The organism is Spiribacter aquaticus (assembly GCF_007625215.1).
GTDB classification, from domain to species: domain Bacteria; phylum Pseudomonadota; class Gammaproteobacteria; order Nitrococcales; family Nitrococcaceae; genus Spiribacter; species Spiribacter roseus.
Genome location: NZ_VMKP01000002.1, coordinates 188,564 through 213,883, shown reverse-complemented (window position 1 = coordinate 213,883; position 25,320 = coordinate 188,564). Strand labels below are relative to the sequence as shown.

The 25,320-nt window shown below is 64.7% G+C and carries 26 protein-coding genes; 15 read left to right on the top strand and 11 right to left on the bottom strand.

What is annotated here, in order from left to right:
* Positions 1–140: 140 nt before the first annotated feature.
* The 7 genes from FPL11_RS04380 to tenA form a co-directional block, all read right to left on the bottom strand.
* Entirely contained in the window at positions 141–1,397 is a 1,257-nt protein-coding gene (locus FPL11_RS04380; protein ID WP_144347581.1) for a TRAP transporter large permease, read from the bottom strand.
* Positions 1,394–1,897 carry a TRAP transporter small permease gene (locus tag FPL11_RS04375; protein WP_200833585.1) on the bottom strand — a complete coding sequence of 168 codons (504 nt, stop codon included), beginning with the start codon at positions 1,895–1,897 and terminating at the stop codon, positions 1,394–1,396. Before FPL11_RS04375 ends, FPL11_RS04380 begins: the two co-directional genes overlap by 4 nt.
* A 3-nt stretch (positions 1,898–1,900) precedes the next feature.
* Positions 1,901–2,908, bottom strand: a complete 1,008-nt coding sequence (locus FPL11_RS04370) for a TRAP transporter substrate-binding protein (protein WP_144347580.1) — start codon at positions 2,906–2,908, stop codon at positions 1,901–1,903.
* Between the two features lie 55 nt (positions 2,909–2,963).
* Entirely contained in the window at positions 2,964–4,157 is a 1,194-nt protein-coding gene (locus FPL11_RS04365) for a YeeE/YedE family protein (RefSeq protein ID WP_144347579.1), read from the bottom strand.
* 14 nt (positions 4,158–4,171) lie between these two features.
* Positions 4,172–5,107 (bottom strand): sulfurtransferase, encoded by a 936-nt coding sequence (locus FPL11_RS04360; protein WP_144347578.1) that lies wholly within the window; start codon positions 5,105–5,107, stop codon positions 4,172–4,174.
* A 112-nt stretch (positions 5,108–5,219) separates the two neighbouring features.
* The gene (locus tag FPL11_RS04355) at positions 5,220–5,486 is read right to left on the bottom strand and encodes a DksA/TraR family C4-type zinc finger protein (RefSeq protein WP_144347577.1); all 267 of its coding nucleotides are present in this window, start codon (positions 5,484–5,486) and stop codon (positions 5,220–5,222) included.
* Positions 5,487–5,509: 23 nt separating this feature from the next.
* Positions 5,510–6,190, bottom strand: a complete 681-nt coding sequence (tenA, locus tag FPL11_RS04350) for a thiaminase II (protein ID WP_144347576.1) — start codon at positions 6,188–6,190, stop codon at positions 5,510–5,512.
* An 89-nt stretch (positions 6,191–6,279) separates the two neighbouring features.
* On the opposite strand from tenA, the gene FPL11_RS04345 reads away from it, so the two are divergent.
* The 12 genes from FPL11_RS04345 (at position 6,280) to FPL11_RS04290 (ending at position 18,157) form a co-directional block, all read left to right on the top strand.
* Positions 6,280–7,170, top strand: coding sequence for an MBL fold metallo-hydrolase (locus tag FPL11_RS04345; RefSeq protein WP_144347575.1), 891 nt, complete (start codon positions 6,280–6,282; stop codon positions 7,168–7,170).
* Between the two features lie 26 nt (positions 7,171–7,196).
* Positions 7,197–8,114: a VOC family protein gene (locus FPL11_RS04340; protein WP_144347574.1), complete on the top strand. Its 918-nt coding sequence runs from the start codon at positions 7,197–7,199 to the stop codon at positions 8,112–8,114.
* A 104-nt stretch (positions 8,115–8,218) separates the two neighbouring features.
* A complete protein-coding gene (locus tag FPL11_RS04335; RefSeq protein ID WP_144347573.1) occupies positions 8,219–9,118 on the top strand; it encodes a Fic family protein in 900 nt (299 codons plus the stop codon).
* Positions 9,115–10,119, top strand: a complete 1,005-nt coding sequence (locus FPL11_RS04330; RefSeq protein WP_144347572.1) for a hypothetical protein — start codon at positions 9,115–9,117, stop codon at positions 10,117–10,119. The genes FPL11_RS04335 and FPL11_RS04330 overlap by 4 nt, the downstream gene beginning before the upstream one ends.
* Positions 10,116–10,844 (top strand): DUF3320 domain-containing protein, encoded by a 729-nt coding sequence (locus FPL11_RS04325; protein WP_144347571.1) that lies wholly within the window; start codon positions 10,116–10,118, stop codon positions 10,842–10,844. Before FPL11_RS04330 ends, FPL11_RS04325 begins: the two co-directional genes overlap by 4 nt.
* Complete coding sequence (locus tag FPL11_RS04320; protein WP_144347570.1) at positions 10,828–11,730, top strand: cation diffusion facilitator family transporter; 903 nt, start codon at positions 10,828–10,830, stop codon at positions 11,728–11,730. Before FPL11_RS04325 ends, FPL11_RS04320 begins: the two co-directional genes overlap by 17 nt.
* A 17-nt stretch (positions 11,731–11,747) precedes the next feature.
* Positions 11,748–12,419: a haloacid dehalogenase type II gene (locus tag FPL11_RS04315; RefSeq protein WP_144347569.1), complete on the top strand. Its 672-nt coding sequence runs from the start codon at positions 11,748–11,750 to the stop codon at positions 12,417–12,419.
* Positions 12,420–12,869, top strand: a complete 450-nt coding sequence (locus FPL11_RS04310; RefSeq protein WP_144347568.1) for a YaiI/YqxD family protein — start codon at positions 12,420–12,422, stop codon at positions 12,867–12,869.
* A 150-nt stretch (positions 12,870–13,019) separates the two neighbouring features.
* Positions 13,020–14,420, top strand: coding sequence for an ABC transporter substrate-binding protein (locus FPL11_RS04305; RefSeq protein WP_235013439.1), 1,401 nt, complete (start codon positions 13,020–13,022; stop codon positions 14,418–14,420).
* 8 nt (positions 14,421–14,428) lie between these two features.
* Positions 14,429–15,382, top strand: coding sequence for an ABC transporter permease (locus tag FPL11_RS04300; RefSeq protein WP_144347566.1), 954 nt, complete (start codon positions 14,429–14,431; stop codon positions 15,380–15,382).
* Complete coding sequence (locus FPL11_RS04295; protein WP_144347565.1) at positions 15,366–16,184, top strand: ABC transporter permease; 819 nt, start codon at positions 15,366–15,368, stop codon at positions 16,182–16,184. Before FPL11_RS04300 ends, FPL11_RS04295 begins: the two co-directional genes overlap by 17 nt.
* Positions 16,181–18,157: a dipeptide ABC transporter ATP-binding protein gene (locus FPL11_RS04290; RefSeq protein ID WP_144347564.1), complete on the top strand. Its 1,977-nt coding sequence runs from the start codon at positions 16,181–16,183 to the stop codon at positions 18,155–18,157. Before FPL11_RS04295 ends, FPL11_RS04290 begins: the two co-directional genes overlap by 4 nt.
* Before the next feature lie 25 nt (positions 18,158–18,182).
* Here FPL11_RS04290 and FPL11_RS04285 read toward each other — a convergent pair whose 3' ends face one another.
* A complete protein-coding gene (locus FPL11_RS04285; protein WP_144347563.1) occupies positions 18,183–18,851 on the bottom strand; it encodes a DsbA family oxidoreductase in 669 nt (222 codons plus the stop codon).
* A 110-nt stretch (positions 18,852–18,961) separates the two neighbouring features.
* Here FPL11_RS04285 and FPL11_RS04280 point away from each other — a divergent pair, with 110 nt between their 5' ends.
* Entirely contained in the window at positions 18,962–19,459 is a 498-nt protein-coding gene (locus FPL11_RS04280; RefSeq protein ID WP_144347562.1) for a beta-class carbonic anhydrase, read from the top strand.
* Positions 19,460–19,479: 20 nt separating this feature from the next.
* On the opposite strand, the gene FPL11_RS04275 is transcribed toward FPL11_RS04280, so the two are convergent.
* Positions 19,480–20,367 (bottom strand): homocysteine S-methyltransferase family protein, encoded by an 888-nt coding sequence (locus tag FPL11_RS04275; protein WP_144347561.1) that lies wholly within the window; start codon positions 20,365–20,367, stop codon positions 19,480–19,482.
* A gap of 106 nt (positions 20,368–20,473) precedes the next feature.
* On the opposite strand from FPL11_RS04275, the gene FPL11_RS04270 reads away from it, so the two are divergent.
* Complete coding sequence (locus FPL11_RS04270; protein ID WP_144347560.1) at positions 20,474–21,520, top strand: serine hydrolase domain-containing protein; 1,047 nt, start codon at positions 20,474–20,476, stop codon at positions 21,518–21,520.
* Here the strand turns inward: FPL11_RS04270 and FPL11_RS04265 are convergent.
* Together FPL11_RS04265 and FPL11_RS04260 are read right to left on the bottom strand one after the other, a co-directional pair.
* Positions 21,490–22,440, bottom strand: a complete 951-nt coding sequence (locus FPL11_RS04265; protein WP_144347559.1) for an acetamidase/formamidase family protein — start codon at positions 22,438–22,440, stop codon at positions 21,490–21,492. The two genes, FPL11_RS04270 and FPL11_RS04265, sit on opposite strands and share 31 nt — an antisense overlap.
* An 18-nt stretch (positions 22,441–22,458) precedes the next feature.
* Positions 22,459–24,264 carry a sigma-54-dependent Fis family transcriptional regulator gene (locus FPL11_RS04260; protein ID WP_159308463.1) on the bottom strand — a complete coding sequence of 602 codons (1,806 nt, stop codon included), beginning with the start codon at positions 24,262–24,264 and terminating at the stop codon, positions 22,459–22,461.
* A 263-nt stretch (positions 24,265–24,527) separates the two neighbouring features.
* Here FPL11_RS04260 and FPL11_RS04255 point away from each other — a divergent pair, with 263 nt between their 5' ends.
* Positions 24,528–25,283, top strand: a complete 756-nt coding sequence (locus FPL11_RS04255; RefSeq protein ID WP_144347557.1) for an SDR family NAD(P)-dependent oxidoreductase — start codon at positions 24,528–24,530, stop codon at positions 25,281–25,283.
* The last annotated feature ends 37 nt before the right edge of the window (positions 25,284–25,320 follow it).

Below are 25,320 nucleotides of genomic sequence, written 5' to 3'. Positions count from 1 at the left end.
AGCGGGGGCACCGAAAAAATACCGGATGGGGCGATGGGGGTGAGCATGACATGATCATGCCCAGTCTGGGATGACCGGAACCCATATGCCAGGCGTTTGCGATGAAAACCTTGGGTCTGATCGACGGGATGAGTTGGGGGTCAACCGACGCCCAGCAGCATGGGCAGATAGACCACGCCCAGTAAAACCGTGATGAGGCATGCCAGATAGGGCAGAACCGAACGGGCGATACGCTCGAGCGGCTGCTCCGTGACCGAGGAGGCCACATACAGATTGATCGCCACCGGTGGGGTGATCATGCCAATGGCAAGGCCCACCACGATGATCAGCCCGAAGTGGATCGGGTCAATGCCAAGCTGTGTCACCAGCGGCAGGAGCACGGGAGTAAGGATGATCAGCGCGCTGGCCGTCTCGATGAACACGCCCGTGAGCAGAATGACCGCCACCACGAGCAGCATGATCACGTACGGGTTGGTGGACAGCGACAGGGTCGCCTCGGCAAGGGTGCCGGGGATGCTCCAGTTCGCCAGTGTCCAGCTGAGGACCGCCGATGTCGCGATCACGAACATGATGACCGCGGTGGTGATCACCGAGCGCAGCATGATCCGGTAGATGTCGCGCAGGCCGAGGTCACGGTAGACGAAAAGCGATACCAGCAAGGCGTAATTGACTGCCACCACCGCCGCCTCGCTGGGCGTAAAAACGCCTGAGAAGATGCCGCCGAGGATGATCACCGGCGTCATCAGCCCCCAGAACGCATCCCTCAGCGTGCGCAGCACATTGCCGATTCTGAACGCAGAGCCGCGCGGGTAGTTACGCCGATAGGCCTCGGTGATGGCGACGGCCATCAGCCCAACGCCCATGACGACGCCCGGTAGGAGACCGTTGACGAATAACTCGGTGACGGACTCCTGGGCGATCACTGCATAGATGATCAGTGGCACCGAGGGCGGGATGACAACCCCGATGGTGCCGCTGGCGGCAATCAGGCTGGCCGCCGATGCGGGTTCGTAGCCCTTGCGGCGCAGTTCCGGCACCAGGGCGGATCCAATGGCCGCGGTGGTCGCCGCACCGGAGCCGGAGATGGCCGCGAAGAACATGCCGGCGAGCACCGAGACAATGGAAAGCCCGCCTTTGAGAAAGCCGAACAGGGCGTCGGCGAATGCCACGAGCTTCTCGCTGACGCGCCCGCCGGCCATGATGTCGCCCGCGAGAATGAACAGCGGAACGGCGATCAGTGCGAATGAGTCGATGCCGGCGAAAAGCCGCTGGGGCAGGACCATCAGGGACAGCCCGTCGGCCCACAGCGCGGCGGTGGTGCTTGCGCCGATGGCGATCGCCACCGGCACGCCGAGGATGAGCAGGGCGAAGAAAACCCCGAACAGCAGCAGCGTCACGGGCGGCGCCCGCCGGTCGCATCGCCGGGCTGCCCGAGGATGGCGTCAAGCAGGTCGGTCAGCGCCATGTAGGCCATGATGGCGGCGCTGAGCGGCATGACGGCGTAGACCACCGACATGGGAATGCGCAGAGCCGCCGATTGCTGGAATGACTGCAACGCCATGTACTCCAGCCCGACCTGGAGCAGCACCGACATGAATGCAATCGTGACCAGGGCGATCAGGCCCTGGCAGATTCGCCGCCCGTGCGGGGGCAGGGCATCGGCAAGAACCGATACGGCGATATGCCGGCCGCGGTGGTAGGCCAGGCAGGCGCCGAGGAAGGTCAGCCAGATGAGCAGATAGCGGGCGGTCTCCTCGCTCCAGCTTGTCGCCGTGAAAAGGACCCGCGAGACGATCTGCAGTGACATGACGGCGATAAGCGCCACGATGCCGGCGACGGCAACGCGTTGCAGCACGGCATCAATGGCGCCTTCGATCGCCCGCAGTGACCGAAGCAAGGCCTAGTCCAGCTGCTCGCGGATGCGGCTCAGATACTCACCGAAGCGGTCGCTGTATTCGTCGTAGACCGGATCGACCGCCGCGCGGAAGGCCTCGAGATCAGGGTCTTCGACGACCTCCATGCCAGAGGCCTTGAGTTCGGCGAGCTGTTCGGCTTCCATTTCCTCGTTGACCTGGCGCTCATATTCGGCCGCCTCTTGGGCCGCCGCCTCGATCACGCCCTGGACCGGCTCCGGGAGCTCGCTCCAGACCGGCATGCCCATGACGAAGATCGCCGGCGCATAGGTATGACGGCTGAGCGTCATGTGCGTCTGCGTCTCGTTCAGCTCGAAGGAGTGGATGACGTTGACCGGGTTCTCCTGACCATCGATGGTGCCCTGCTGCATGGCGGTCAGCGCCTCCGTCCAGGCCATCGGCACGGCATTTGCGCCGAGTTCCCGGAAGGTATCGACGTAGACCGGGTTTTCCATGACGCGCAGCTTCAGGCCATCCAGATCAGACGGCTCGGTCACCGGGCCGCGACTGTTGGTCAGATTACGGAAACCGCGCTCCGCGTAGGCCAGGCCCTTGAGATTGACGCGCTCGAGCTCATCCAGAAGATCCTGACCAACCGGGCCATCAAGGACCTGGTAGGCCGCCTCGCGGGAAGGGAACAGGAAAGGCAGCTCGAAAACCGCGATCTCTTCGACGAAGTTGGCGACCGGGCCGTTCGTGATCACGCCCATATCGACCGTGCCGATCTGCATGCTCTCGAGTAGCGTTCGCTCGTCGCCGAGCTGAGCGTTGGGGAATATCTCCACCGAGACAGCCCCATCGGAGCGCTCTTCAACGAGCGCTTTGAATTTCTCCGCGGCGATATGGAAGCCGTCCTGCTCGTTGACGACATGTGCAAGGCGCAGCTCAATCGGCTCGATTTCGCTGAAATCGGCCTCGCTCTGGGCACCCGCGACGAGCGGAACCAATCCGAGCCCGAGCACCATCGCCCGCAGCGTGTTACGAAAATTCGCCATCAATCTCTCCTCCAGTTGACTGCGTGCCTGAGTTTTCCTTCTCAGGCGGGGTCAGTCAATTCCTGATCCTCCAGGTCAGCCAAAGGCCGAGCAGGCAGAAAAGCGCGAATACCCACCCCGAAACCGCGGCAGCCATGATGCCCGAGAGCAGCGTGCCGACGGTGCAGCCAAGCGCGGTCATGGCCCCCCAGCCCATGAGGACGCCGCCGGCAAGACTGCCTGCAGCCTTACCGACCGTCACCCGCTGCGGGCGAAAGTCGCCGGCCGCGAGCGCCGACGCCAGGGAGGCAAGGATCAGACCGATGATGAAGGCACCATTCTCTGACAGGAGGACGTTCTTGAGCGCCGTCGCACAGCCGGAGAAGCCATCGAGTCCCTGTAATCGATCGGGTAGCACTCCGAGGCCGCTACCGGCCGTGCGCGCCAGACTGCCAAGCTCGGCGGTGACGCCCAGTGGCGCGACTCGCAGGTAGGCCATCACGGCAAGCGCGCCGATCAACAGACCGCCCACATAGGTGGGCCAACGCTGCCCCATCAGTCGCCCGCGAAAGCTGGCTGGCCCTGCCGCTTTGGCAGGACCCGCCGGTCGATGCCAGCGCATGAGCGCAAGGGCCAGCAGGCCGAGCCCGCCGAGCTGTATCAGAATCGATCCGCCATAGCCCGCGAGGTCGGGCAGCCAGATGACAGGTGCCTGATCGATAGCCGCCAGATAAAGCGTGTTCCACGTGGCAAAGCCAAGCCCAAATCCGATCAGCACACCGCCGAGCGCAGCCACCGACCCGATGGCGCCTTCGCCCAGCCGATACAGATGGGCACTGATGCAGGAACCCGACAGGGTCATACCGCTGCCGAAGGTGAACGCTGCCAGGGCGAGTACCCAGCTTACGGGCCCGATATGCGCATCGGGCGGGAGGCGTCCACCCGCGGGGTCGGGGACAAACAGACCAAAGATCAGGTGATAGCCGAGTGTGCCCACCGCCAGGGCGGCAAGAATACCCAGCAGGCCGCGGGCGTCGCGATGGTCCAGAAAGTCCCGGGTCACGCAGAAAAAGCAGAATCGGGCCCGTTGGAGGAGTACACCGAATGTCGCGCCGAGCAGCAGACTGAGCGCCAGCGGATCGCCATTGCTCACACTGAGCTGCCAGGACCCGACGATGAGCCCGGCGGCTATGAGCGTGGGCAGCACCGTAGAGAACAGGAGGCGCCGGCGTAAGGCCGGCGCTGTAACGGCGGCAGTGATGTTCTCCATCTTATGGCCCGGTGTTACTGACCACCCCAGACCGTGCCGGCCAGGTTGGTGACCGGGACGCCGACTGAGTTGCCATACTCGGTCCACGAGCCATCGTAGTTTTTCACGTCGTAGCCGAGGATCTTCGAGAGCGCGAACCAGGTGTGGCTCGAACGCTCACCGATGCGGCAGTAGGTGATGACCGGCTTGCTGCCATCAACGCCGGCTTGGGCATAGATCGCGCGCAGTTCGTCGGCTGACTTGAAGGTGCCATCCTCGTTGACGGCGTTGCCCCAGCCCACATTGACCGCCCCCGGAATATGCCCGGCGCGCACCGAGAGCTCATCGACGCCGTCCGGGGCGATGATGCGGCCCTCGTATTCGGCGGCCGAGCGGATGTCCACCAGCTGGGTGTTAGCGGCCTCGCGACTCGCGACCTCGACCACTTCCGGCAGGAATGCACGGATGGACTCATCGGCCTCGCTCACCTCGATGTCGCCCGGTGGGTGGCTTGCCGGACGCAGGCTCAGGGGGCGGCCCTCGGCCTCCCACTTGTCCCGACCGCCATCCAGCAGGCGGACACTGTCGACCCCGTAGATATCAAAGATCCACGCGCCCCAGGCGGCAAACCAGTTGTTGGTGTCGCCGTAGAGAACGATTTCGTCGTCACCGGAGACGCCGGCATCGCGCAGCAGGGTCTGGAATGACGCCCGGTCAATGATGTCGCGGCGGACCGTGTCGACCAGGTCCGTGTGCCAGCGGAAATTGACCGCACCCGGAATATGGCCGCGCTCGAACTTGCCCGGATTGACGCTGACCTCGATGACGGTGAGGTCATCACGATCCAGGTTGTCGGCCAGCCAGTCGGTGGTCACGAGCGCGTCGGTATTGGGGTTGGCGGTCGCCAGCCCGGTGAAAAGGGCGAGGGCGATGCCCCCGGCGATATGACGGATGGTTGGGGTGGAAATCATGTCAAGCCTCCGATGAATTGTCGCTGCGGATTATCGGAGTCTAGACAGCGCCTTTTAAAACTGGAAAGAATTTATAGAGATACGTTAATGCTGATTAAGTATATGCGGCGACTCAGCGTAGCTGACTGTCTTTGCTGCCACGGCGGTTATAGGCCGATGGGTGGGTGCGGGCCTGATCGTGGGCTTGCTGGCACTCTACGCACAGGCGCACGCCGGGCAGCGCCTTGCGACGGCCCTCGGGGATGACGCTGTCGCAGTCCTCGCAGTGGGTCAGGCTCTCGCCGTGGGGCAGGGCGTCCTGGGCCCGTCGGACTGCGTCGTTGACGGCCCCCTCGATCTCGTCCTGTGCGGCGTCTTCGCTGCCAAATCCTTTCGCCATGGTGCAATTATCCGTGACGGCGCTCAGCTCCGCCGTTCGAGTCCCATTTGCCAGAAGTCGATTTCAAGCCGTGTCGCATCCCGAAACACGGTGACGAGTTCATCAAAACGTGCCGGGGTTACATCGACAAGACGGGCGTCGACCCAGGTGCGCTCGGCCGCCATGGCCGCCTGAAACTCGTCGCTTTCATACATCGCGATCCAGGCATCAAAAGGGTTATCGCCCCCGCGGACCGTGGTAGGCCGGCGGTTGATCCAGTTGGCGATCTCGCCATAGCCGATCACGCAGGGGGCAAGCGCCACATGCAAATCGAGCAGATCGCCGCGATGGCCGGTATCGAGCACATAGCGGGTATAGGCCATGGTGGCGCGGGCCTCGGGCAATGCCTCGAGCTCGGCCTCGCTGATGCCCCATTTGCGGCAGTAGTCAACGTGCAGACCCAGCTCCAGATCGACGATGGCCTTCAGCCCCTCGTGGGCCTGGCGCAGCTCGGCAAGCGTGCGGCTTTTGTAGGCAGCCAACGCATAGGCCCGCGCGAAGTGAATCAGGAACAGATAGTCCTGCTTGAGGTAGTGCTGGAAACAGTCACTAGGCAGGGTGCCGTCGCCGAGCTGGGCGACAAAATCATGCTGGATGTAGGCCTGCCAGTCGTTGGCACAGACCGCTTTCAGGTCATCAAAACGATAGCGTGAACCATTACTCATGGACTGAATCCTCGCACGCGGTGGGTGGTGGGCGCCACGCTTTGGCAGACTGATAGACTCAATCCCTCGTCAAAAGGAGAGGCCCAGTCGTGCAGCCCATCGTTCGATCGGTTTTTCATGCGCCCAGCCATACCTTTTCGTACGTGGTCTGGGACGCGGCAACCCGCCGGGCGGCGATCATCGACCCTGTGCTCGATTACGATCCGCACTCGGGCCGCAGCGGCACGCAGACCGCCGAGCAGCTGATCGCGGTGGTCGAGGCCGAAGGATTGCGTGTGGACTGGCTGCTCGAGACCCATGCCCATGCCGATCACATGAGTGCGCTCGCCTTTCTTAAAGCCCGCTTCGACGCCCCCACCGCCATCGGCGAGCGCATCACCGAGGTGCAGGCCCGCTTTGCCCGGCTTTTCAATCTGGGGGAGGATTTTGCGACCGATGGCCGGCAGTTCGATCATTGCTTTACCGACGAGGAGACTTTTGCGCTGGGCGATCTCCCTGCGCAGGTCTTCCACACGCCCGGGCACACCAGCGATCACATTACCTATGTGATCGGGGACGCCGTGTTTGTTGGCGATACGCTTTTCATGCCCGATGCCGGGACAGCGCGTTGCGACTTCCCGGCCGGCTCGGCGCGGGCCCTGTATCGCTCGATCCACCGTCTGTTTGCCGCGCTCGATGATGACCAGCGCGTGTTTCTGCTCCATGACTACGGCACCGACACCCGCGAGCCGGCGTGCCAGACCACCATTGGCGAGCAGCGCCAGGCGAATATCCATGTGGCGGAAGGCGTTGGCGAGGATGACTATGTGGCGATGCGCGAGGCCCGGGACGCCACACTGCCCATGCCCGTGCTGATCCTGCCGGCGGTGCAGGTCAATATCCGCGCCGGGCATTTCCCGCCGGCGGAATCCAATGGGCTGCGCTATCTCAAAATCCCGGTGGATGAGTTCGGCGCCCACTGGCAACCGCGCGAACACTGACCGCAGCGCTCTGATATCGTGATGGCATGACGACCGTTCAGGGCCTGCACCACATCACCGCCGTCGCCGCGGACCCGCAGCGCAACGCTGATTTCTACACGCGGGTCCTGGGGCTTCGTCTGGTCAAAAAGACCGTCAATCAGGACGATCCGTCCAGCTATCACCTCTACTACGGGGATGATCGCGGCCGTCCCGGCACGGCGATGACGTTCTTCCCGTTTCCGGGAGTGCCGGCGGGCCAAGCGGGCCGCGGTCAGCCCCTCGAGACGCGTTTTTCGGTGCCGGCTGGTGCCATTGCCGCCTGGCAGTCACAGCTCGCCGACGCCGGTATCACGGTCACGCCGGGTCATACCGATGTCCCAATGCTGCAGTTTCACGATCCCGATGGTCTGCCGCTGGCGCTGATCGGTGATGCCCCCTCGTCCATTGCCGCTGACACGCGCGGCGAAACCGCCATTCGAGGGTTTTCGGGCATGAGTCTTGCCAGTCACCGGCCGGTCGCCACTGCGCGAGTGCTGACCGGGCTGCTGGATTATGTCGAGTCGGGCGCCGGCGTGGGCGGCACGCGGTTTGTCAGCCTTGACGCGCCGCTCGCCCGACACATCGACCTGGTGGAGGACGTTGCACCGGGGCAGGCGGGCTACGGTACCGTCCATCATGTCGCGTTTCGGGTCGCGGATCGCCCGGCGCTGCTCGAGCGGCTCGAGCGCATCCGCGCCTGGCAGCTGCCATGTTCCGGTGAGGTCGATCGGTATTATTTCCGCTCGGTGTACTTTCGCGAACCCGGTGGCATGCTGTTCGAGATTGCCACGGATGATCCGGGGTTTGATGTGGACGAGCCGGTGGAATCACTGGGCAGTGACCTCAAGCTACCGCCGGCGCATGAGCCGATGCGCGCCACCATCGAGGCGCATTTGCCAGGGCTTGTAAGTCGGCCCCGATGACAACACAGACAGTGCTCACACCGGGCGGTTTGTGAGAACGTTAGGGGCGACGTGCTCAAATATCGCGGTTTTTGAGAACTTCAGGCGCGTGACAGGAGCCGGTCATGGCATCGTCGATTGACGACTACTTTCCACCGCGAGGGCCGCTCGAGACACTTCCCGTCATGCAGGCACTTGTCTCGGCCCATCGGCATTTGGCGGAGCTGAAGGGCGTCGCTAAAACGATACCCAACGAGGGCCTCCTCCTGTCGACGCTTTCCCTGCAGGAGGCGCAAAGCAGCTCTGAGATAGAGAACATCATCACTACGCAGGATGCCCTCTATCGCTATCAGGTCCAGCCGACCCAGGCCGACCCGGCGAGTAAAGAAGTGGCGCGTTATGCTGATGGATTGCAGGTCGGTCTGCAGGCCGTACGCCGGACAGGGCTGCTTACGACCAATGTTGTCTGCGAGGTTCAAGCCGTTCTTGAGGGGAATAGCGCCGGATTTCGGAGAACGCCCGGGACGGTGCTGGAAAACGAGCGGACCGGTGAGGTCGTCTATCACCCACCATCGCCCGAGCGAGTCCCTGACCTGATGTCACGACTTGAGCGCTATCTCCACGAAGAGACCGGTCGGATCATCAATGTCCTCGCACTGGTCCGTGAGGGCTTGCTCGAGGGTGTCGCGCTTACGGCAAGGCACACGACATGGCTTGTGGAGATGATCGGTCGGCTATTGCATACCCATAAGCACATCATCCGTGACCGTCATCGTTTCTACAGTCAGGATCTGATCAACAATATTTTTCGGCACCCCTACACCAAGGTTGCTTTTCTGGAGCGCGACTTGGGGGTCTCCCGGGCGACGGCGACACGATATCTCGACGCGCTGGCCGAGGATGGCATCCTCGCCAAACAAAAGCTCGGTCGCGAGAACTACTATGTCAACCGCGATCTGGTTTCGCTGCTATTCAACCTGCCGGCATTGGAGGACACCGACACACCATCGGCGCGATCGTCATGACAACCTTCAAGGTCGGTGAACAGGACCGCGATGGGCGGCAGAAGCGCATTGACTACTCAGGCCGCTACCTGCGGGCGAGCCGCACCGGTGGGGTGGCGCTGCGCGCCCATGTCAAGGCCGCCGGAATCAACCTGACCGGCAACACCAGCCATGGCTTTCGTGTCTCCACCCGGTTGGCGAAGAACACCCAGGTCGCCATGCAGAACGGCCGGTTCGTGCTCCGGGGTCGCTACGGACCCGATATCGCCAAGGTCAATCTATCAAAAAGCGGCGTGAGCGTTTCGAGCAAGGTGGGGCTCGGCACCATCAACTGGCTGCGCCCGGGCGCCTCGTCGGCAAAGTTCGCCGGCGTGCAGTTCCGGGGTCAGAAAGCGGCGGCCGCCAATGCAATCTATCTGGCGCTGATGGGGTTGGCGCGTCTGACCGGGGCGCTCTTCCGGCTCGCGGGGTGGAGCGTGCGGTTGCTGGCCAGTGCCCTGCAATGGGCCGTCGGGCGCTGGCAGCAGGCCCGCCAGGCCCGGGAGCGCATTGCCGTGGATACTGACACCGCGGCGGCGGCTGGCGAGGCTGTGCTCGGGGCACATGGCATCGTCCCATCCGCCGAACCGGTCCGCGATCTGTTCGCCGCACTCGTTTATCTGGCCGCCGTCATGGGGCGGGGTGATCGGGCGCTTGATGCGGCAATTGTTGACGCCCATGTCCCCGACAACCCGTTCACCGCGGTGCTGGTGACGGATGTCAATGCAGCGGGTGAGGTCCTCGAGGAGGCCCTCGCCGATCGTCCGGCCGCCGAATACCCCGCGGCGATCCTCGGCGTGATCCACCATCTGGCGGGCGCTTTCGCCGCGCGCGTCGATGAGGCCCTCCGTACCGAGGCGGTGTTCGCCATCGATGACGCCTGCCTGGCCCTGGGGCCGCGCACCATCCTGCAGGATGCGCTGCTCGACCGGCTGGTGGAATCCCTGGGTGTCGAACTCCAGTTGATCGGAGAGCGGGAATGACCGACGACCTCGGCGGCTTTGAGGCAGCGGTATGCCTGCATGAGCAGCTCCTGAGACGACCCGACCCGGAGGCCGCTGCGGCGCAGCTGTGCCCCGGCCGGCTTGATCCGCCAACCCGGTGGACAGCCGATCTTCATCCGATACGCGCCTATCAGGCGATCGACCTGACCCGGCTGGCACTGGCGGGGTATGACGACTTTCACGCCATTCCGGACGCGCCCCTTGACGCGGCAATTGAAGGGATTGTCGACGCCGAGGGGCCGGTGCATTTCGATACCCTGGCCGACCGCCTGCTGGCGGCCGCCGACGTGGGGCGGCTCGGCTCGCGCATCCGCGAGCGGATCGAGGCACGCCTCCAGGCCCTGTCGGCAACCCCCGATCTAAGCCAGCGGGGCGGGTTCGTCGCCCGTCCCGCGCAGTTTCTCAAGCCGCCCTATCGCGACTGGCGTGAGGCGCCGGAGAAAACCCGGCGGCTGGAAGCCGTCAGTGATGAGGAGCTCATGCTCGCGCTCTTCCGCGCGGTACTCGACGGCAACACCAACGATGCTGAGACCGCGATGAATGCGGGCATCCACGCCATCGGATTCACGCGGCTGACGGAGAACGCACGCGATCGGCTACAGGGACCACTGGCGGCGCTGCTCGATGCGGGAATACTGGAGGCGGTGGGCGACGGGCTTCGGGTGGCAACGTTACCCTGTCCAGTCGATGACACACGATCATAGCCACGACCATAGCGCGCATTTCGCTGCCCATAACCGCTCATTCGCCATCGCCGTGGTGCTCAATACGCTGTTCGTGGTGATTGAGGCGGTTTACGGCGTGATGGCGGGGTCGCTCGCGCTCATCGCCGATGCCGGTCATAACCTCAGTGATGTCCTGGGGCTCATCATGGCCTGGGCGGCCAGCTGGATGGCGGGCAGGGCCGCCACCGACGCCCGGACCTATGGCCTGAAAAAGACCACGATTCTGGCGGCGCTGTTCAATGCGCTGATCCTCATCGCCGCGGTCGGCGGGATCACCTGGGAGGCCGTCCGAAGGCTGGCTGATCCGGCTGATGTCGCCGGTCTCACCGTGATCGGCGTGGCGGCGATCGGGGTGGTGATCAACGCGATCACCATGCTGCTGTTCCTCAAGGGCCAGCGGGGCGACATCAATATCCGTGGGGCGTTTCTGCACATGGCCGCCGATACGGCGGTATCGGTTGGTGTCGTGGTCTCGGGCACGATGCTGGTGCTGACCGGGCTCGCCTGGATCGACCCTGTGGTGAGCCTCGTCATTGCGGCGGTGATCTTCATCGGCACCTGGCAGCTGCTCAAGGATTCGCTGGCGCTCGCCACCGACGCCGTGCCCCGGGGCATTGATCCAGCCGCGGTGCGGGCCCGTCTTGAGGCGCTGCCCGGTGTGAGCTCCGCCCATCATTTGCACATCTGGGCGCTGAGCACGACCGAGAACGCGCTGACCGTCCATCTCGTCAAACCCGATCCCGAGGGCGACGACAGCCTCATCAGCGAGGCTTCAGCCATGCTGGCCGAGGACTTCAATATTCAGCACACCACCATCCAGTACGAGCGGGACCATCAACAGTGTCCGACCGGTGGCGGTTGTTGAGTGATAACGTGCTCGTCATGAAGCCGATCATCGTTTTCGACGTCAATGAGACACTGCTCGACCTGACAACGCTCGAACCGCTGTTCGAGCGTTGCCTGGGTGACCGCCGCGCCATGCGGGACTGGTTTGCCGAGCTGATTCTCTACTCCCAGACCGTCACGCTCGCCGGGCGCTATGTGCCATTCAGCGAGCTGGCCATCGCGACGCTGCGCATGCGCGCCGAGGTGATGGGCGCTCGGCTTACAGCCACGGATGAACAGGCACTGGGCGAGTTGATCCGCTCCATGCCGGCCCATGCAGATGTCGTCCCGGCACTCGAGCGTCTGCGGGCCAGCGGTTACCGGCTGGTGACGCTGACCAACTCGCCGCCGTCCGCATCCCCGACACCGCTCGAGCGGGCGGGGATCGCCGAGTACTTTGAGGCGCATTACAGCGTCCATCCAGTGGGCCAGTTCAAGCCCGCGCCGGCCTGCTACCGCCAGGTGGCATCGGCACTGGGGGTGCCGCTGCGGGATCTATTGCTGGTGGCCTGCCACGGCTGGGATACCATCGGTGCCCAGGCGGCGGGCTGTCAGGCCGCGTTTATCAAGCGCGCGGGCAACGCCGAAATCCGGCTCGCGGATCTCCCTCGACCCGACTTTGCCGCCGATGATCTCGAGACGCTGGTCGCAACGTTGGTCGCTGCCTGAATGCGTCTCTGGGTTGATGCCGATGCCTGTCCGGTCGCCGTTCGGGAAATCCTGTTTCGGGCGGCGCAGCGAACCGGCGTGCGGCTCACCCTGATCGCCAACCAACCGATCCCCGTGCCCCCGTCGCCCCTTATCGACACCGTACAGGTCGCTTCAGGCTTTGATGTGGCCGATGACGAAATCGTCCGTCGGGTAGGTGCCGGGGATCTAGTGGTGACGAGTGATGTCCCACTGGCTGCAGAGGTCATCGATCGGGATGCGTTGGTCCTGACGCCCCGAGGCGAGGCGCAGACGCGCGAGAATATCCGCGCCCGGCTGCAGATGCGTGATTTCATGGAAACGCTGCGCGGCAGCGGCATCCACACCGGGGGCCCGTCGGGCCTGACGGCGGCCGATCGTAAACGCTTCGCGGATGCACTGGATCGCTATCTCGCGCACAATAACCGTTAAAATTTCAGAAGAGACGATGCCATGGATTTGATCGATCGTCGCCGTCGGCGACTCATGCATGGATTGGGGGTTGCCGGTGCGGTGACCGCGACCGGGACGTGGCCGATGCTTGGTCATGCACAGAACCCGACTCGCGGGGGAACACTCCGCATGGCGCTGCCGCTCGCCGAGAATCTCGAGCCGGTGACCATGAGTGGTGGCGGTGTCATCGCCATCGTCCAGCAGGTCGCGGAGTATCTGGTCTGGGCGGAGGATGACCTCAGCCTTCGCCCGGTGCTCGCGACCGACTGGTCATCGCAGGACAACGCCCGGATCTGGCACTTCAAGCTTCGGGAAGGCGTTGAGTTTCATAACGGCCAGGAGATGACGAGCGCGGATGTCGTGGCCAGCTTCCGGCGCATGGTCCAGCCTGACAGTGGCTCCTCCGGTGCGGCACAGCTCGACTTCCTCAAGCCCGAGAACGTCACCGCGGATGGACGCTATGGGGTGCGCTTTGCCCTGGATCGTCCAGTGGGCGCCTTCCCGTACTACACACACGTGTACAACGCAGTGATCCTGCCGGCCGATTACGACGGCGACTTTGCGAATAATCCGATTGGCACGGGCCCCTTCCGGCTGACCGATTATCGCCCGCAGGAGGGCGCCAGCCTCGAGCGCAATCCGCGTTACTGGAACGATCCGCTGCCTTACCTGGACCGCGTCGAGATGGACTTCTACGACGGCTCACAGCCGCAGGTGCTCGCCATGCAGGGCGGCGAGGCGGATGCCATGCTCTCGGCGGGCTATATCGATATCCGGCCCCTTTTCGAGGCCGACAACGTGCGCATGGTCACCCAGCCCACCGCGACGCACGCGCAGGTCACCATGCGCACGGATCAGAAACCTTTTGATGACGTGCGGGTCCGGCAGGCCGTCGCCCTGGCGGTTGATCGACCGAGGGCGATGGAGGTGCTGCTGGGTAGCAATGCGGCGATCGGCAATGACCACCCGCTCGCGCCGATCTATCCAGTCGGTGTGGAGCTGGATCAGCGTCAGAAAGACCTCGAACGGGCGAGGGCGCTACTCGCCGAGGCGGGCTATCCCGATGGCTTCCCGATCGATCTCCACGTCGGTCGTCTTGCCGAGCTCCCGCAGTACGCCGAGATGCTCCAGCAGATGTTGAGTCAGGTCGGTATTCAGGTTGATCTGAAGATCGAGCCGTTGAACGTCTATTACGATCATTGGACCGAGGTGACGTTTGGTGTGACGGACTGGGCGAGTCGGGCGACGCCGGGGCAGATCCTCAATGCGGCATTCCGCGGCGGCGCTGATTGGAATGCACCGAAGTGGACGAATGCCCGTTTCGACGCGCTGCTCGATGATTTCGAGCGCGAGCCGGATCCGGCGGCGCGTGCCGAGATCGCCGACTCACTCGCGGCAATCCTGCAGGAGGAGGTCCCGGCGGTGATCGGTTATTTCAAGGACGGCTTCCGACCGGTCAATAAGCGGGTGATGAATCTGCCCGGTAATATGTCGAACTTCCTTGATCTGACTCGCACCTGGGTGACCTGAACGCGTCCATGCTGCGCTATACCGCCCGGCGGCTGATGCTGCTTGGCCTGACGCTGCTCGTTGCATCGGTGCTCATCTTCACGATGACGACCGTGCTGCCGGGCGACGTCGGCCGGATCATTCTGGGTCCCTTCGCCCAGGAGAGCGCCGTTGAGGCGCTGAATGAGGAGTTGGGACTGAATCAACCCATCGTCGTGCGGTATCTCCAGTGGATAGGGGGCGTGCTGCAGGGCGACTGGGGTGAGTCGCTGTCGTTGAATACGCCGGTGCTGCCGCTCGCGTTGGAGCGGCTCGGCCGCTCGCTGGTGCTCGCCGCCCTGGCGATCGGCATCCTGATCCCGCTGGCCATTGGCGTTGGGGTTGCGGCCGGGCGTCGTCCCGGTGGGGCGCTCGATCGGGTGGCTTCCATTATGGGTCTGGCGCTGGGGGCCATGCCGGAGTTCGTCACCGGCGTTGTGCTCATCGTGGCCTTTGGTATTGCTCTTCCGTGGTTCCCGGTGCAGGCCGTGACAGGCTCCGGTGCCGGGTTCTGGGCGATGCTCCATGGCCTAGTGCTACCGGCGATGTGTCTGGTGCTGCTGCTGTTTGCCTATCTCTTTCGAATGACCCGGGCCGGCATGATCGCCGCGCTCGAGGCGGACTACACGCGCACGGCACGGCTGAAGGGTCTGCCCGAGCGGATCGTGCTTCGACGTCATGTCCTTCGCAACGCGCTCCTGCCGACGGTGACCGTGATCGGCGCGCAGCTCGGCTGGCTGGTGGGTGGACTGGTTGTTGTCGAGAGCCTCTTTCGTTACCCGGGCATCGGGAGCCTGCTCCACAACGCGGCCTCCAACAAGGACGTGCCGCTACTCGCAGGCTGCACGCTGCTGGTCACGCTGGTGTTTTCCCTTGCCAACCTGACCGCTGATCTGGTCTATGGCCTGCTCAACCCGCGGGTGCGCGATGCCGTCGCTGAGTAGTCTCTGGCGCCGCTCGCCGGGGCTCACCGTGGGGCTCGTCATGGTGGGGCTCTGGGTCGTCACCGCGGCACTGGCGCCCTGGGTGGCCCCTCATGCGCCGACCGCGATGGGCATCGGGCCAACCACGGCGCCGCCGTCCCTGGCGCACTGGTTGGGTACGGATGAGTATGGGCGGGATATCCTCAGCCGCGTTATCTACGGTGGCCGTTATGTGCTTGCGATCGCACCGGCATCGACCCTGCTGGGGCTTGTCATTGGGACGCTGTTGGGACTGATCTCCGCCTACAATGGCCGCTGGCTTGATGAGCTCATCATGCGCCTTCTGGATGCGGTCATGGCGTTCCCGATCGTGGTGCTCGCGTTGCTGGCGCTGACAGCGCTGGGTAGCTCAACGCTGAATGTCATCCTGGTGATCGGACTGGTCTTCGCACCGCTCATCGCCCGGACCGCCCGGGCCGCCGCACTGACTGAGGTCCGCAAGGAGTATGTCGAGGCCGCAAGGCTTCGCGGCGAGGGTTATTTTCGGGTGCTGATGGTCGAGGTCGCCCCCAATATCCGTGGTCCCCTGATGGTGGAGGGAACCATTCGTCTTGGCTATGCGGTTTTCACCTCGGCGACGCTCGGGTTTCTGGGGCTGGGCGTCCAGCCGCCCGCGCCGGATTGGGGATTGATGGTCGCGAGTAGCCGATCCCTGCTCACGACGGCACCCTGGGCGGTTTTGGCGCCGGCAATGGCGATTGCCTTTGTCGTCATCGGGTTTTCCCTGATCTCTGATGGCCTGCGGGATCTCGAAACGCAATGAGCACACCTCTGCTTGCCTTTGAAGATCTGTGTGTGTCGTTCCGTCGCAAGGGGCAGTGGCTTGAGGCGGTCAGCGGCGTGGATCTGGTCATCGGGCCCGGCGAGACGGTCGGTCTGGTCGGGGAGTCCGGGTGCGGTAAATCGACCCTCGCCATGGCAGCGCTCGGGTATCTGCCGGAAAACGCCCGGATACCAAGGGGCCGTGTCCGCCTTGCGGGCGAGGATCTCGCCGAGCTGACCCCGGCGGCTCTGCAGGATCGACGCGGCAACCAGGTCGCGGTGGTCTACCAGAACCCGGCAACCGCACTCAATCCTGCATTGACGATCGGCCGCCAGTTGACTGAGATTTTTGAGTACCAGCAGGGACAATCCGTCAAAGAGGCACGGCGCGCGAGCGTTCGCCTGCTCGAGCAGGTGCGCATCGCCGAGCCGACACAGCTACTCGATGCCTATCCCCATCAGATCTCCGGTGGCATGCAGCAGCGGGTGGTGATTGCGATGGCTCTGGCGGGTTCGCTGGACCTGCTGGTGCTCGATGAGCCGACAACGGCGCTTGATGCCAGTATCCAGGCGGAGGTTCTCGCGCTGTTCGAGACGCTGCGCGCGGAACTGGGACTGGCCATGCTGCTGATCAGCCATGACCTGGCCGTCGTTCGTTCGGTGTGCGATCGAGTGGCCGTAATGTATGCCGGTGAAATCGTTGAGTCGGCACCGGTCAGGCAGTTGTTCGAGCAACCGCGACATCCGTACACCGCATCGCTGATGGACTGTATCCCGAGGGGTGAGGCGCATTGGCAATCCGGGCGGTTGGCGTGGATCCCGGGTAATCCGCCGGCTCTGGATGATCGACCCATGGGTTGTGCCTTCGCGCCCCGCTGCCCGATCGCCCGCGATGCCTGTCGGCATCAGGCGATTCCGCTGCGCAGGCTTGATCAAACGCATCGCAGCCGCTGTCTTTTCCCGGAGGAAACCGCGCCACCGGGCGGTAACCGGCCGCCCGCCGAGCCCATCAGGCGATCCATTGGCGGGCCCGTTCTGGCCTGTGAAGACCTGGTGATGGAATACGGCGGCATTCGTATCCTCGACCGGGTCAGCCTCGATGTGCGCGAGGGGGAGACGGTGGCGTTGGTGGGTGAATCAGGGAGTGGCAAAAGCACGCTGGCAAGGGGGCTGACGGGACTGACCGAGCCGGTGGCGGGTAAAGCGCTGCTTGAAGGGCATCCGCTGTCGCGACAGCAGCGCCAACGCGGCCTTAACGCGCGTCGCGCGCTGCAGATGGTGTTCCAGTCCCCCGAGAACACCCTGAATGCGAGTCACCGCATCGGCCCTGCGCTTGCCCGGGCTATACGGGGGCTGGGTGGACTGAGTCGGGCCGAGGCACGGGCGGCAGTGCCCGACCGATTGCGTCAGGTTGCGCTGGAAGTCGATACGGCCGACCGTCGCCCCGGGCAGTTGTCCGGCGGGCAGCGCCAGCGGGTCGCGATCGCCCGCGCCTTCGCCGGTGACCCGCGAGCGATCATCCTCGATGAGCCCACTTCGGCGCTGGATGTTTCGGTTCAGTCGGCAGTCCTTGATCTGTTGATCGACCTGCAGCAGCGCCGTGGCACGGCCTATCTATTCATCTCCCATGACCTGGCGGTGGTGCGCTATATCGCCGATCGCATTGCGGTGCTCTACCTCGGTCGCATCATGGAGTCGGGACCCGTGGAAGGGGTGTTCGAGGGCCCGCGTCATCCGTACACCGACCAGCTGCTGGCCGCGATTCCCGGGGTGGGTGATGGCCCGCCGGTCACCCAGCCGCAACGCGAGAATCCCGGTGCGGAGGCACGGCCGTCGGGCTGTCCGTTTGCCGCCCGGTGTCCCTATGTGATGCCGCACTGCGCTGAAACGCCGCCCCCGGCCCGTGAACCGTCACCGGGTCGGGTGGTGCATTGTCATCTGCCGGTCGAGTCGCTACCGGGTGCGGCCCAGTAAAAAAATCGCCTGACCCTGATCGATATCAGGCGTGCTCGGGTGCACGATCGCGGGTCTCATCGGCAATCTGTCGGATTGCATCGACGAGGCTGCTGGCGGGCTGAGCGCCCGAGATCAGATAGCGTCCGTCGATCACGAAACCCGGCACGGCACTGACGCCCGCCTGCATGAATCGTTGCTCGGCCGCCCGGACGGTCTCCGCATAGCGATCGGATCGGGCGACCGCCTCGGCCGCTTCACCGTCCAGGCCAACCTGCTGGGCCGCCTCGCGCAGGACCATCGGATCTGATGGACGCTTCGCCTCACCGAAGTAGGCATCGAACAGCGCCTGCTGCAGCGCGGTTTCGCGGCCCTGTTCGGCGGCCCAGGCGAGCACGCGGTGGGCATCAAACGTATTGTGCGCACGACGCGCCCTCGCACCATCGAAATTCAGCCCCAGGTCGCTGGCGAGCTTGATCATTTCCCCCTGGGTGCGCTCAACACGCTCGGCATCCTGGCCGTATTTATTGCATAGATGCTCGAGTATCGGCTCGCCCTCGGGTGGCATGTCCGGATTCAGCTCGAACGGCTGCCATGCGAGCTCGACTTCGATCTCGCCGGCGAGCGTCTCCAGCGCCTGCTCAAGGCGTCGGTAGCCAATCGCACACCAGGGGCAGGCGATGTCAGAAACCAGATCGATGCGAAGGTTCTGCATGATCCATCTCCTTAGATGAGTCTGGAATAAGCCCATGAATACTCGGTATTACTGGCCTGACAGGCTGGCTGATACGCTCCAGCTCCGAACTATCGCAGGAGCAGATCACCATGAGTCGAGCCGACGAGTTTATTGAAGCTAACCGGCAGTACGCCAGCCAGTTCACGCAGGGCGGCCTGCCCATGCCCCCCGCGCGTCAGGTCGCCGTGGTGGCCTGCATGGATGCCCGGCTGGATGTCTATCGCCTGTTGGGCCTTGGCCTCGGCGAGGCACACGTCATCCGTAATGCCGGCGGCGTCGTCACCGACGATGTGGTGCGCTCGTTGCTTATTTCGCAGCGCCTGCTGGGGACCACGGAAATCGTCCTGATCCACCACACCGACTGCGGCATGCTGACCTTCAAGGATGATGCGGTCAAAGCCGATGTCGAAAAGGAGACGGGCCATCGGCCGGCGTTCGCGCTCGATGCGTTCGACGACCCCTATGCCGATGTCCGCCAGTCGATCCGCCGGTTGAAGGCCGTCCCCTATCTGCCCAATGGCGAGGCCATTAGTGGATTTGTCTATAACGTCGCTCATGGAACGCTGGAGCCCGTGCGCGAAGCGTAAAATCGATGAGCCACGCGTGATCAGTCATCCGGGGTCTGGAATCCCCGGCGCAGGGCATCGATCTGCTGGATATGGGCCGGGCCGATCTCGCAGCATCCGCCCACCAGCGTGGCGCCCGCGTCAATCCACTGCTGGACATGCCGGGCGTAGGCCTCGGGTGTCAGGCCCTCGCGGGCGGCCAATGACTCAACCGTGCCGCCGGGCCTGAGCTCGGCGGCCGCCTCAAAGCCATTGGCATAACCGCCAAACGGCACATCGTGACCGGCGAGGTCGGCCATGGCCCGCGTCAGTGCCTCGGGTGCCGAGCAATTGACCAGAACGGCTTCCGCCCCCTCGGCGACCACCGCCTGCGCGGCGTCGGCCAGTCGCTCACCGGATCGAAGCCTGCCGCCGTCCGCGTCATCCACTGTAAAGGCGACCCAGACGGCATGGCCGTGCGCCCTGGCGGCGCGCGTGGCCGCTACCGCCTCGCGGGTCAGTGTCATGGTCTCGGCGATGAAAAGGTCCACGCCCTGCGCCTGGGTCGCGGCGAGGCGCTCATAATCGCGCCGGCAGGTGGCGTCATCCGGGACGACGTCCGCATGGTAGCTCGCCACGAGGGGCGGCAGGCAGCCGGCGATGCGCACCGCCCGACCACTGTCACGCCGCGCCCGATGCGCTGCGTCAAGGGCGGATTCATGCAGGGGCTCGAACCAGGCCGAGTCACCGTCCCGGGCAAGACGCAGGGGCGTTGCGGCATAGTTATTGGTGATGATGATGTCCGCCCCGGCATCGATGTAATCGCGGTGGGCGGCGGTGACAAGCGCGGGCTCATCCATCATGACCTGGGCCGACCACAGTGCCGAGGCCCGCTTCTGACTGCGCTTGCGCAGTTCCTGTCCCATACCGCCGTCGAGAAGAGTGATCATGCCGAGTCCCCGGTGTGGTCGCGCGTTAAGGTATCTGCGGCTGAGACAGTGCGGTGGCGCAGAAGTTGAGCCGCGTTCCAGCCGCGTTGTCTGCTATCGTCGGGCGATGGGGTTACAACGCCGTCGCAATCTGCTGGCACTGCTCGTGGCGGTGCTGCTCATCCCGGCCATCGGCGCTGCCGACTGTCGCATCGATGACAGCGGACTGAGCGCGCTGGCGGCGTCGGCTGACCGGTTCAAGACGCTACGCACGCTGCATGTGGCGGTGGCGGGTGAGCCGGTGGTTGGCCGAGGTTTTCATGGGGCGTCGCCGCAGGTGGCCACCAATGTCAAGTCGGCGTCCAAGACGCTGATGGCGGCGGTGGTCGGCGCGGCGATCCAGCAGGGCGTGATCCGCGGCGTGGACGAACGGGTCGCCGACGCGTTGCCGGAGGCGATGCCGCCCCAGGCGCCCGAGCCCCTCCGCCACCTCACGCTTGAACATCTGTTGTCCATGCAGGCGGGGCTGGAGCGCACCTCCGGCGAGCATTATGGGGCCTGGGTGGCCAGTGACCACTGGGTGAAGGCCGTCCTCGACCAGCCCATGAAAGGCGAGCCAGGCGGCGAGATGCGCTACTCCACCGGCAACACTCATCTGTTGTCGGCCATTCTCCAGCGGCGGACCGGTGCCTCGGCGTACGCGCTCGCCAACCGCTGGCTCGCCCCGGCGGGTGTCCAGGTGACCGACTGGATCACCGACCCGCAGGGCGTCGCACTGGGTGGTAATCAGGTGGCCATGCGGCCGGCGGCGCTGCTGTCACTGGGGGAGCTCTATCGGCGCGGTGGCATCACCGCCGACGGCGAGCGGCTGCTCCCCGAGGGCTGGGTGAGGGCAAGCTGGCAGGTGCGCGGTCGCTCACGCTGGACCAACGATGGGTACGGCTACGGCTGGTTCATCCGCTCGTTCGCCGGCCATCCCGGTTACTACGGCTGGGGCTATGGCGGGCAGATGCTCTATGTGATTCCCGAGCTCGCCATGACCGTGGTGATCACCTCGGACCCCAACAAGCCCTCCGGCCGGACCGGCTATCGGGATGCGCTGCATGGTTTCGTCAACCGACTGGCGGATCGTGTCGCAGCGCTTCAGGGGGCCTGCGTGGCATCTTTTGGATAGAGCATGTGGACGCCTTTATTGCCGTCGACCACCTGGGTGATGCGTAGGTCGCCTAGCATGCTGGTCATCATGAAGGCCTGACTGCGATCGAGCCCGGTTCGTGTGGTCAGTAGCTGCACCATCTGCCGGACCGCCTGCTCCGCCGCCTGATCGAGGCTGGGATGCAGGCCCATGCTGATCCAATGGCTGGGGGTCTCTGCGAAGGGCGCAGATTCAGGGATGTCGCGGCGGACCGTCAGGCGGAAGCGTCCCTGCAGTGCGGTCTCCAGCGCATCGATGCAGACCTCGCCATCGCCCTGGCGGCCATGCCCATCGCCGACGCTGAACAGCGCGCCGTCGTTGAATACCGGCAGATAGAGCGTCGTCCCCGGGACCAGGGCCCGGTTATCGATGTTGCCGCCAAAGGCCCAGGGCACGGGGGAGGCGAGGCGCCCCCACTCCGGCGGTGGCGCGACGGCCATGATGCCAAAGAACGGGTCGAGCGCGATGGACTGTCCCCACGGCAGGGTGGCCTGATTCCGAACGCGGTCGATGTCGATCAGTATCTGCTGATAGTCGGTGAACTCGGCCGGCAGGATCCCCTTGAGGGGCAGGATCTCGCAGAAGCCCCAGTCCTGGCGGGGGGTGGCCGCGAGGATGTCGATCTGCAGGCAATCCCCGGGTCGCGCGCCGTCGACGTGGATCGGGCCGGTGAGGTGATGCACGCCCTCACCCCGCTCCTTGCGCTGCGCCTCGAGCACCGCGCGGTGATCGGGCAGGACGCGCGCCGGGTCGGCGGGCAGGTTTTCGGGCTCACCCGAGAGGGTGTCGATGACGACCTCGTCGCCCGACTGGACCTGCAGAACGGCGCGGCGGGCGGCGTCCAGATAACCCCAGGCGACGGTATCCGGCGTGGCGGTCAGATGATGGGGGGCGGGCATTCAGGCGCACTCCGGTGGCTATTGCAGGTATTTGTAGACGGTGGTGCGGGACAGGCCCAGACGCCGGGCCGCATCCGCGACGTTGCCCTCGCACTGTTCGACCATCAGGGCGATGGTCTGACCGTGGACGTCTCGCCACTTCAAGCCATTGTCGGTGAGCTGCATCAACGCCTCGGCGATCCGGCCGGCGGTGATCGGCGGGTCCACCGCGGTCGCAAGATCGGGGAAGTCTTCAATCCCCAGTTCAAAGCCGGCCGTCCGCACGCTGGCATGCTGCAGCTGGGATCTGAGTTCATGGAGGTTGCCCGGCCAGTGATGCCCCTGCAGCGCTTTAAGGGCGGCGGCAGTAAGGCGCAGATCGGGCTGGATCTCCGCCAGGCAGTGTTCGATCAGTTCATCCAGGTCATCGCGCTCGCGCAGTGGCGGCACGGCGACGCGAAAGCCGGCCAGTCGATAGGCCAGATCGGTGCGCAGTCGTCCCTGGCTGGCTTCCTGGGCGGGGCCCTCCAGTCCAGTACTGATGAGCAGCACATCGTTGTCCTGCAGCCGCTCGACCAGTCGCAGCAGGGCCGCCTGGGTGGTGGGATCGAATTCGCCGGGGGCGTCGATGCACAGGGTGCCGCCTTCGAGCATCGCGGGGGTGATCGCCTCGGGCGAGTCGCCGGGGCGTAGGCAGTGCCAGGCGCCCTGACGGCCGGCGCTGGCGTGGATGAAGCCGGCGAGGGCGGTCTTGCCGGTGCCGGTCTCGCCGTCAATGCTGATGCAGAGGCCACGGTGAGCGGCCTGGGGCAATCCCGTGAGGCGCTCGGCGAGGACCGGGTCCTCGAGGATCAGTGCGGGGGTCGCCGCCTGCGCGGCGCCGTCATCGGTGACAGGCCGGGTCGCCACGGGGACCGCCCGGGCGGACAGGGCGAAACTGGCGCGGTTTGACAGGCAGCGCATCGAGGCAGCGGAGCCGAAGCGGTCGCGCACCCGCACTGTCTCGCCCCGGCCCAGGCGGCTCGCCAGACTCTCGAGGGGTTCCTCGAAGACCGCTGAAAATGAGCGGCCGATCAGATCGCTCAGCCCGGCCAGAAAAATACCGCCGCGGCGATTGAACGCGACGATGCGGTAGTCCCGGTCCAGCACCAGTACCCCGACGCTCAGGGTGTCCAGATATTCCGGGCGGGGGTGGAACAGCAGGATCAGTTGATCCTCGCAACGCGAGCGGATCAGGCAGTTTTCAATATTGCCGGCGGACATCTGCAGCAGCGCGGCGGTGTGCTCCTGGCGGTGGGCGGCCGTGGTGGAGGCGTCAAGCAGCCCGGCAATGGCGCCGCGCCCGTCAAAGATCGGCGTGCAGATGCACGAGACCCCGGCGTTGGCACGCAGGTAGTGTTCCTCCCCATAGACGTGCGCGGGCCGGCCGGTCTTGAGCGCGATACCGAGGGCGTTGGTGCCGCGCACCACCTCGGTCCAGTCTGATCCGGGCACCACCGTATGGGCGGCGGCGTTGTCGGCGAACTGATGGTCCACCAGTGTCTGCAGAATCAGACCATCCGAGCTGCCCAGCGCGATCATGAAGTTGGACCCGGCGATCTGGTCGTAGAGCAGCTCGATCTCGGGCCGCGCAAAGCGGATGAGGTCGTCGTGGGATTCGCAGGCATCGCGCAGTGCGTCGGCATCAAGGTCCGCCAGGCGGGCCGGTCCCAGGGGATCGAGTCCAAGGTCAACGCAACGCTGCCAGCTCTCGGCGATATCCGGCGGCAGCGACGCGGTGGAGACACGCCCCCGCCGCTCGAGGGATTGCCGGGCCCTCGAGATCTCCCGCGACTGGATAGCCATATTGTCCTCCTCGCGCCGACCCCGATTTTTAGTGAACGCAAAGGCCATGGGGTTCTGACGTAACGACTTTGAAATTACCCCGCTTTACGGGGGCGATCAAGTCATCGCGACCGGAACGCACAGGAGTGTCCAGAGATTGGACGGTCGCTTTGGAGTGTTCAGTTTGTGGACACAAAAAACGTTTATAATCAGGTACTTGCAATTGCATCCCAGGCTCCTGTATTGATGATGTCGATCGCGACAAAAACAGGAGGAGATCGACAATGAGTGCACAGAAACTAGCGGGCAAGCGCGCCTTGATCACCGGTGGCTCAAGGGGCATCGGCAAGGGCATCGCCACGCTTTTCGCCGAGCATGGCGCGGATGTGGCGTTCTGCCATTACAACGATGCGGAGCGCGCCAGCGAGACCGCCCACGAGATCGAGGCGATGGGGCGTCGGGTCTACTCCGCCGAGTGTGATGTCAGCCAGCCCGCCAACGTGCAGGCGTTCTATGCCGATGCCAAGAACGCGCTCGGCCAGATCGACATCCTGGTCAATAACGCCGGTCACAACATCACCGAGCCGTTTGAGGACATCAGCGAGGCGAGCTTCGACCGCATGTGGTCGGTGCATGTGAAGGGCACCTACTTCATGACCCAGGCGGTGTATCGCGACATGAAGCCCCGCGGCGAAGGGCGGATCATTAACGTGACCTCGCAGCTTGCCTACAAGGGCGCCCCGGCCCTGACCCATTACTGCTCGGCCAAGGGCGCGAACATGACGTTCACCCGGGCCCTGGCACTGGAGTGCGCCGACACCGGCGTGCGGGTCAATGCGGTCGCCCCCGGGGTCACCCACACCGACCTGCTGACACCGCTCGCGCAGGAAGTCCTCGACGGCCTGAAAGCGGCGATTCCGATCGGCCGGTTCGGCGAGGTCGAGGAGATCGCGCCCTCGGCGCTGCTGCTCGCCTCGGATGACGGCAGCTTTTTCCACGGCACCTGCATCTCGCCCAACGGTGGCGAAGTCATGCTCTGATCGCGGAGCAGTCTAAAAAAGAGAGAAAAGAGGAGAG

Coding starts and splice junctions, on each gene's coding strand:
- FPL11_RS04370 (WP_144347580.1), bottom strand. CDS start 2,908: ATGGCGAATTTTCGTAACACGCTGCGGGCGATGGTGCTCGGGCTCGGA.
- FPL11_RS04365 (WP_144347579.1), bottom strand. CDS start 4,157: ATGGAGAACATCACTGCCGCCGTTACAGCGCCGGCCTTACGCCGGCGC.
- FPL11_RS04360 (WP_144347578.1), bottom strand. CDS start 5,107: ATGATTTCCACCCCAACCATCCGTCATATCGCCGGGGGCATCGCCCTC.
- FPL11_RS04355 (WP_144347577.1), bottom strand. CDS start 5,486: ATGGCGAAAGGATTTGGCAGCGAAGACGCCGCACAGGACGAGATCGAG.
- tenA (WP_144347576.1), bottom strand. CDS start 6,190: ATGAGTAATGGTTCACGCTATCGTTTTGATGACCTGAAAGCGGTCTGT.
- FPL11_RS04340 (WP_144347574.1), top strand. CDS start 7,197: ATGACGACCGTTCAGGGCCTGCACCACATCACCGCCGTCGCCGCGGAC.
- FPL11_RS04335 (WP_144347573.1), top strand. CDS start 8,219: ATGGCATCGTCGATTGACGACTACTTTCCACCGCGAGGGCCGCTCGAG.
- FPL11_RS04330 (WP_144347572.1), top strand. CDS start 9,115: ATGACAACCTTCAAGGTCGGTGAACAGGACCGCGATGGGCGGCAGAAG.
- FPL11_RS04325 (WP_144347571.1), top strand. CDS start 10,116: ATGACCGACGACCTCGGCGGCTTTGAGGCAGCGGTATGCCTGCATGAG.
- FPL11_RS04320 (WP_144347570.1), top strand. CDS start 10,828: ATGACACACGATCATAGCCACGACCATAGCGCGCATTTCGCTGCCCAT.
- FPL11_RS04315 (WP_144347569.1), top strand. CDS start 11,748: ATGAAGCCGATCATCGTTTTCGACGTCAATGAGACACTGCTCGACCTG.
- FPL11_RS04310 (WP_144347568.1), top strand. CDS start 12,420: ATGCGTCTCTGGGTTGATGCCGATGCCTGTCCGGTCGCCGTTCGGGAA.
- FPL11_RS04305 (WP_235013439.1), top strand. CDS start 13,020: ATGGCGCTGCCGCTCGCCGAGAATCTCGAGCCGGTGACCATGAGTGGT.
- FPL11_RS04300 (WP_144347566.1), top strand. CDS start 14,429: ATGCTGCGCTATACCGCCCGGCGGCTGATGCTGCTTGGCCTGACGCTG.
- FPL11_RS04295 (WP_144347565.1), top strand. CDS start 15,366: ATGCCGTCGCTGAGTAGTCTCTGGCGCCGCTCGCCGGGGCTCACCGTG.
- FPL11_RS04290 (WP_144347564.1), top strand. CDS start 16,181: ATGAGCACACCTCTGCTTGCCTTTGAAGATCTGTGTGTGTCGTTCCGT.
- FPL11_RS04285 (WP_144347563.1), bottom strand. CDS start 18,851: ATGCAGAACCTTCGCATCGATCTGGTTTCTGACATCGCCTGCCCCTGG.
- FPL11_RS04280 (WP_144347562.1), top strand. CDS start 18,962: ATGAGTCGAGCCGACGAGTTTATTGAAGCTAACCGGCAGTACGCCAGC.
- FPL11_RS04275 (WP_144347561.1), bottom strand. CDS start 20,367: ATGATCACTCTTCTCGACGGCGGTATGGGACAGGAACTGCGCAAGCGC.
- FPL11_RS04270 (WP_144347560.1), top strand. CDS start 20,474: ATGGGGTTACAACGCCGTCGCAATCTGCTGGCACTGCTCGTGGCGGTG.
- FPL11_RS04265 (WP_144347559.1), bottom strand. CDS start 22,440: ATGCCCGCCCCCCATCATCTGACCGCCACGCCGGATACCGTCGCCTGG.
- FPL11_RS04260 (WP_159308463.1), bottom strand. CDS start 24,264: ATGGCTATCCAGTCGCGGGAGATCTCGAGGGCCCGGCAATCCCTCGAG.
- FPL11_RS04255 (WP_144347557.1), top strand. CDS start 24,528: ATGAGTGCACAGAAACTAGCGGGCAAGCGCGCCTTGATCACCGGTGGC.